Raw genomic sequence first — 6027 nt, forward strand, 5'->3', positions numbered from 1 at the left:
GGCGAGCGGCGGCCAGTGTATCTGGCGTGGATACACTGGATGGGCGGTGACAACGGGGTAACGGACGGCAGTAACGACACACCCCGCACAAGGCGGGGTGTGTCGTTAGATGACCTTGTCCGGTTCGGTTGGCCACTGCGGCGACTCTGGCCAGCTGGCTTGCTCCGGCACCAATGTCAGCTCGTATCGGTAACGCTGCCAGTCGGCCAGCAACTGGATGTGCTCTGGCTTGGCATAGCCGCCATCGACTGCGGGCTGAAGGGTAGCAATGGTCTGATTTGCCAACGTGAGGCAGTCTGACAGACGCGCTTGCGCGCTATCTTCAGGAGAGACTTCCGTTGCTGAGGGGGGTGTGATGTTGTTACCTGAGACGACCCATCCAGGCATCACATCATCGCTGCATGCCATCCAGTCAAGCGCTTCATAATAGCGGCCAGTGGGGTCAAGCTCGGTGGTTTCCATGACGAGATTCTTTTCGATTCGTGCCCACATAATTTACCACTCCACAATGACTATACCGTTTAATCCATCTTGGCCAGCCGCGCCCTGATTACCTGTTACCGTGGCGCCGCCATTTCCCCCTCTACCCAATGAGGCGAGGGCTGTTCCACCTTGTCCTTGGCCCACAGACCCTCCGACTGCGGAAGGCGCGGAAGCAATCCCGGCTGAACCATGGCCACCATAACCATCAATGTCGCCGCCGGAACCTAACCCGCCGCCGCCTCCTGCACCACACATCGAAGAGGTGGACCCACCCACAGCGGAGTTGCCCGGGCTACCGCCGGTGGCACTGCAAAACGTGCCAAATGAACTGGTTTGCCCGGGGGAGGCGGCAACCGTCCCATTTAGTGCCCCTTTACCCCCTGTTCCGATCGTGATGGGAATACTGTCTCCCGGGGACACGTTGACCAACTTTTTGGCATATCCCCCCGCGCCACCCCCGCCACCACTGGCGTTGTAATTGGTCGATGAGCTGGCTCCACCCCCACCGCCGCCAGCACCGACCACTGTGACCAGGACTTTATACACGCCGGTTGGAACTACCCAGTGGGTCACGCCCACCTGTTTGAAGGTTGCGATCTGTTTTTGAATGCCCATCTTTGCCAGTTTCAAGGCAGTGACGAATTTGGCGTCATCGGTACCGGCGTTCACCTCTGCCTGGGTGGCGATCTGTGCCTTACCCTTCACGGCTTCACTGGCGGTGGTGATGGTTACCGCCCCGGTCATGCCATCCACCGATTGCACCGAGTCGGTCGGGGTGAGCAGTTCTTGCCAGTTGGCCAGAGTGGCGGCGCCCGCAATCCGCAGGATGAAGCTCTTGTTGAGGTCGGTACGTACGGCTATATCCCCGACTTCGGCGGTCAGGGCCAGCATGGCGGCCTGGGTGTTGACGACAAAGGTGTCGGTGATGGCCGTGGCCGGGATCTGATTGACGGGGACCTTACCACTGCCATCGAGCGTCGCCACCCCATTGGCTGCGCCTTTTTGTGCGCTGGGAACCGCATCGGTGATGCCATAGCCCGCCAGGGTGGTGGGGTTGCTGCCAGCGGTGATGTTGCCCTTGGCATCGACGGTGACCGAGCGATAGGTACCCGCCACCACCCCCGAGTTTTTATAGGTGGCGGTGATGGTGATGTTGCCGCTGCCATCAAATGCCGCCTGACCGGTCACATCGCCAGCCAGGGCGATATTGCGGGCGGTGCTGAGCTTGTTGGCCTTGCCTGCCGCCGTGTTGCCTCCCTCGATATCATCGACGTGTTTTTTCAGGTAGGCGGTACGGTTGGCCAGTGCTTGCGCCTGCTTGTTGGAGATGCCGCCCGGGCCGCCCAGCACCGGATCACCGGTTTCGAGTTGGTAGATGCCAGCCTCCCAGCTGACGACCTCTTGTAAATTCGCCATATCATGAGGCTCCGTGGTTGTAGTTGCCGTTGTAGGTTGCGGCGCCGTTGTAGGTAACGGGCGCCCGGGTGTAATCGAGCGCGGAGAGGTGGCAACGGGCCGGGGCCATCTCTGCCAACAGGCGCTTGATGCGGTTGGCCTGCTCGGTGGTGACCGGGCGGGTCAAGATGACCCGATAGACCGCCCAGCGGGTCGGGTCGCCATGGGGTTCGTTGCCGTTGTAGCTGAGGGTGCCGTCATAGCGGCGGCCGGTGGCGCGCTCGATGATGGTGCTGTCACCAAAGCCCAGCACGTTCAGCGCCTCCTTGATGGCCCATGGGGTTCCCTTGCGCTGATGCAACCGGAACGAGGCTTTGATCAGCGCCCGCTGCTGGTCTTCCGATTCCGCCAACTCCCACCAGTCCACCGAGCGGGCCCATGCCAGCCAGGGCAGCAACGGCGCCGGGCAGGTGTCGGCAAAGCGGGTGGAGGTAATGACTTCTGGTGTCAGGTGGTAGGCCAGCGCGGCGGTCAGGTGCTCCAGGCGGGTTGCAGAGGGTGGCAACAGATCCCGGGTTGCCGGGGTTGCCAGTGGCAGGCGATGCACCTTGTGCGACCCCATGCCACCGGCATCGACCCCTTGGGTCGCCAAGCGAGTAATGGTGGTGAACGGGCTTACCAATGGGGGCTCAAGTCCATCCTGCGCCAGGGTGATGGTCAGGGCTGGCTGGGTTACTGCTGGCAGGGCTGGTGCTATCGGATAGATGATCTGGGCGTACTTGGCGATCGGTGTGCCCATGGCGCTGGTAAAGGCGGTTGCCGCCTGCGCCAGCTTGGTTTTCAGCAATAGCGCACCTTGCTGACCGTCAGTCAGATCACCGATGGTCTGTCGCACCCTGGCCTTGTGGCTGCCGATAGCGCCGAGAGCGAACCCTGCCGGAGCCAGCCGTTGCTGAATGGTCGGCACCTTGATGGCATCAGGGGGTAATCCGCCGGTTCCGAGCCGGGATCTGACTCCCGCCGTGCCGACCATCCCCGCATCAAGCCCGACAAGGGTTATCTGTGTTGACATGTCAGCCGCCCCCATGGCGAGCAGATCGCCCATTGTTGCAACCGTGGCCCGGATGGTCGTCGCGGGTTCACCCTGTGCGCAATTAGTGATAGCGATGGCCTTGGCGCGGCTGGCCAGCTTATTGGCCCCGGCGGCAAACTGGCTGATCCCGGTTGGCTTGGCGCGCTGGATGAGTGATGCCATCCCGGCCTGGCCTGCTTCTATCCCTGCCACTGTCAGGCCAACTCTGACCCCGGCAATGGCCTCTGGCGCTGGATCATCCGGGCCTTGCACCGTGCCCCGATAGAGAGCTGCCCCGTCATGTGACAGGGCACCATCGTGATAGGTGAGTGACCCGCGCCAGACGGGATAGAGGGTTGCCATCAGAGCTTGAAGATCTTATTGGGGCCGTTATCCCAGGCGATGATGATGTCGCCGCCGTTGGTGCTGACCGGCAGGCCCGCCGCCGTATCGAACAGGGCGATCAGCGGGCTGGTCGCGGCGTTGCCGGTGTCTTTGTAGATGGCGCAGTAGTTGACGTTGGCGGTTGGCACGGCGGTGAAGGTGACATCGGCCGCATCGAGCACGCCAGCAGCCACGGTTTTGCTGGTGAGGGTCTGCGGGGTACCGACCACATGGGCCGAGATCCCGCTGTAGAACTCATCGCTGGCGAGGGTCGGTGAATAGGTGCTTTTGAGCAGGGCACACTTGAGGGTGTCGGCACTGGCATTGATGGCGCCGGTGAGAAACTTTTCGCGGCCTTTGTCATAGAGGGCGTTTGCCATGGTGGTGTCCTAAGTCGAGGGTGATGGAGGTGAGTTTGGCGGCCTGCTGTGCGCTGCAGGTGACGTCGGTCAGCGGCGCGCGCAGGGTGACGCTGTCGATCCCCGGCTGGTGCAGGGCGGCATAGATGGCGGAAAGCGGAACTGTGGCGCCGACACGGTAGTAAGCGGCGGCCGTTTTGGCCATGGCATCTTTCGCTGCAGCAATGGCCTGCTCTTTACCCAGGCCGATGGCGTTGAGGGTGGCATCAACGGCATAGGGTTTGATCTGGGCCGGTTCGACTGCCACCAGATCGCAGAGCGGGCGCACGTCTTCGGCAGAGAGTGCCTGCTCGACCAGATTGAGGGTGTCGGCGCTCGGCTGGCCTGCCGGCGAGAGGATGGTCACTCTGACGGTGCCCGGGGTGGGACTGTCGACGGCGACATCGGCCACCTCGGCACTGGCCGAGAGGGCGTGAAACTTGTAGGCATTGACCGGGCCCGCCGTGGCCATGCCCTCATAGGCCATTTGGCAGCGCATGCGCAGGCGGTCATCAGATTCATACACCGGCTCGATGGGCGGGGTTGCTGATGGGTCGCCCGGGGTGACCAGCAGGCGTTCGAGTTCGTACTCACCGGCCACATGGTCAAGGGTGGTGCCACTGGCAAAGGCGAGCAGGGTCTGCTTGGCGGCATCGTTGATGCGGGCCCGCAGGATCATTTCGTTGTAGGCGTTCTCCTGCAGCAGCTTGTTGAGCGGTTCGGATTCCAGTTCCAGCGTGGCAGCGATGGCCGCCTGCTGGTCTGCCGGGTAGTAGCTGATCAGGGTTGCCTTGCGCTTGGCCAGGATGGCCTCAAAGTCGAGGGTATCCTCGACTTCCGGTGGTGGGAGCTGGGTCAGGTCTACAGTGCTCACTGGGCGGCTCCTGTGGAAATGGGGATGGTCGCTGATTCCAACACGCCGCCATCTTTGCGCTGCCAGGTGAGCTCGATGGTGAGGGCGCCATCCATGCCGCCGCCCAGCACATCGACGCGGGTGACGGTGATGCGGGGCTCCCAGTTGATAAGGGCCTGCACGGTGGCAGCCATCAGGCGCAGGCGGGTGGCTTGATGCTGGGGCATATCGATGAGGTAAAAGAGCTCACTACCGTAGTCGCGGCGCATCACCCGCGAGCCCACCGGGGTGATAAGGATGTCACGCACAGACTGGATGATGTGGTCGGTGGCGCTGATAGCGCGGCCATTGGCAGCATTCATGCCGAGCCAGTTCATACCGGGCCCCCTGATGTGCCGCTGCCCGGCATGGTGTCTTTGTGTTTGTGGGTCGTGACTTCTATGCCGCCGATGGTTGCGCTGGGGGCGGTAATCTTGCCCCCCGCGCTGATGGTGGTACCGACCTTGAGCGCCTTGGTGCATTCGACCAGCGGGGTGATCAGCTTGACGGTTACCGATGCCGAGATGGTGGCTGACTTGATGCCGGTGGCGTTGAGTGCCCCGGTTGCCGGGTTGTATTCGATGATGGCGCCGTCGCTGTATTCAGTGCGGTCGAGATCCGGGTTGTCATCTTCGGCCAACGGCTCGGGGAACTGGTCAGTATTGAGGCGACCGACGATATAGGCATTGCGCAGATCGCCGCTGACGGAGAGCAGGATCACCTGTTCGCCCAAGCTCAGGTGGTGGCGGGTACGGTTAGCCCCGGCCCGTTCTGTGGAGTAGGGCCGCCAGTTGGTGGTGATGTCGCCGGTTTTGACGCGACACTCCCCGGAGCGCACGGCGGTGACGGTGCCAATGCGGATCAGGTTGTCGATCAGGCGTTTGAGTTCGGTCGGGGTTGGTTGCATGGGGCCATTGTTTTGGGCAATGGCCGGGATGGCGAAAGGTTGCCATTGTGTAGAGACTCTACACAATGGCCGATTAGATAGGTCGAGTCGTTAGCCTTTCACCGTTTTGAATAGAGTGGCCAGTTGTTCCACACCATCAAAGGTTGCAGGCAAATCGCTATCGTTATTAACGAGACCAGAAAAAATAATATGTTCAAAACGGTCTAGTGTTACATCACTATTTTTCTTTATCTCAGCTGCATGTTCTGAGTAATGTTGTATGAATCGACATAGGGTCATTCTTAATTCAATTTGCAAAACCTGAGCGCAAATTGCTTTGTAATTAAAAAGAAGAACTCTAAAGAAGTAAAGCAATATAGCGACAAATGAGAGTAATGGCAGTATTTCAAATATTTTGTTAGTTATGTTTTCACTGTTATTTTGAGCTGTTTGAGCTGTTTGAGCTGTTTGAGCTGTTTGAGCTGTTTGAGCTGTTTGAGCTGTTTGAGCTGTTTGA

8 protein-coding genes are annotated in these 6027 nt (G+C 60.5%); all 8 read right to left on the minus strand.

Features of this window, described 5'->3' with window-relative positions; translation table 11 throughout:
• Positions 1-105 precede the first annotated feature (105 nt).
• On the minus strand, positions 106-462 hold the full coding sequence (locus tag G5137_RS20490) for a tail fiber assembly protein (protein ID WP_421255897.1): 357 nt from the start codon (positions 460-462) through the stop codon (positions 106-108).
• Positions 463-495: 33 nt separating this feature from the next.
• Positions 496-1899, minus strand: coding sequence for a hypothetical protein (locus G5137_RS20495; RefSeq protein WP_421255898.1), 1404 nt, complete (start codon positions 1897-1899; stop codon positions 496-498).
• Position 1900: 1 nt separating this feature from the next.
• Positions 1901-3313: a phage tail protein I gene (locus tag G5137_RS20500; protein WP_421255899.1), complete on the minus strand. Its 1413-nt coding sequence runs from the start codon at positions 3311-3313 to the stop codon at positions 1901-1903.
• Entirely contained in the window at positions 3313-3714 is a 402-nt protein-coding gene (locus G5137_RS20505; protein ID WP_013723883.1) for a hypothetical protein, read from the minus strand. The genes G5137_RS20500 and G5137_RS20505 overlap by 1 nt, the downstream gene beginning before the upstream one ends.
• The gene (locus tag G5137_RS20510) at positions 3695-4606 is read right to left on the minus strand and encodes a baseplate assembly protein (protein ID WP_421255900.1); all 912 of its coding nucleotides are present in this window, start codon (positions 4604-4606) and stop codon (positions 3695-3697) included. The genes G5137_RS20505 and G5137_RS20510 overlap by 20 nt, the downstream gene beginning before the upstream one ends.
• Positions 4603-4962 carry a GPW/gp25 family protein gene (locus tag G5137_RS20515; protein WP_408798167.1) on the minus strand — a complete coding sequence of 120 codons (360 nt, stop codon included), beginning with the start codon at positions 4960-4962 and terminating at the stop codon, positions 4603-4605. The genes G5137_RS20510 and G5137_RS20515 overlap by 4 nt, the downstream gene beginning before the upstream one ends.
• Entirely contained in the window at positions 4959-5531 is a 573-nt protein-coding gene (locus tag G5137_RS20520; RefSeq protein WP_421255901.1) for a phage baseplate assembly protein V, read from the minus strand. Before G5137_RS20520 ends, G5137_RS20515 begins: the two co-directional genes overlap by 4 nt.
• Before the next feature lie 90 nt (positions 5532-5621).
• The coding region (locus G5137_RS20525) for a hypothetical protein (protein WP_421255902.1) at positions 5622-6027 on the minus strand (406 nt) is incomplete at its 5' end.

The organism is Aeromonas sp. 600282 (genome assembly GCF_049175755.1).
In the GTDB taxonomy this organism is placed as follows: Bacteria; Pseudomonadota; Gammaproteobacteria; order Enterobacterales; family Aeromonadaceae; genus Aeromonas; species Aeromonas veronii_A.

Coding starts and splice junctions, on each gene's coding strand:
- G5137_RS20490 (WP_421255897.1), bottom strand. CDS start 462: ATGGAAACCACCGAGCTTGACCCCACTGGCCGCTATTATGAAGCGCTT.
- G5137_RS20495 (WP_421255898.1), bottom strand. CDS start 1,899: ATGGCGAATTTACAAGAGGTCGTCAGCTGGGAGGCTGGCATCTACCAA.
- G5137_RS20500 (WP_421255899.1), bottom strand. CDS start 3,313: ATGGCAACCCTCTATCCCGTCTGGCGCGGGTCACTCACCTATCACGAT.
- G5137_RS20505 (WP_013723883.1), bottom strand. CDS start 3,714: ATGGCAAACGCCCTCTATGACAAAGGCCGCGAAAAGTTTCTCACCGGC.
- G5137_RS20515 (WP_408798167.1), bottom strand. CDS start 4,962: ATGAACTGGCTCGGCATGAATGCTGCCAATGGCCGCGCTATCAGCGCC.
- G5137_RS20520 (WP_421255901.1), bottom strand. CDS start 5,531: ATGCAACCAACCCCGACCGAACTCAAACGCCTGATCGACAACCTGATC.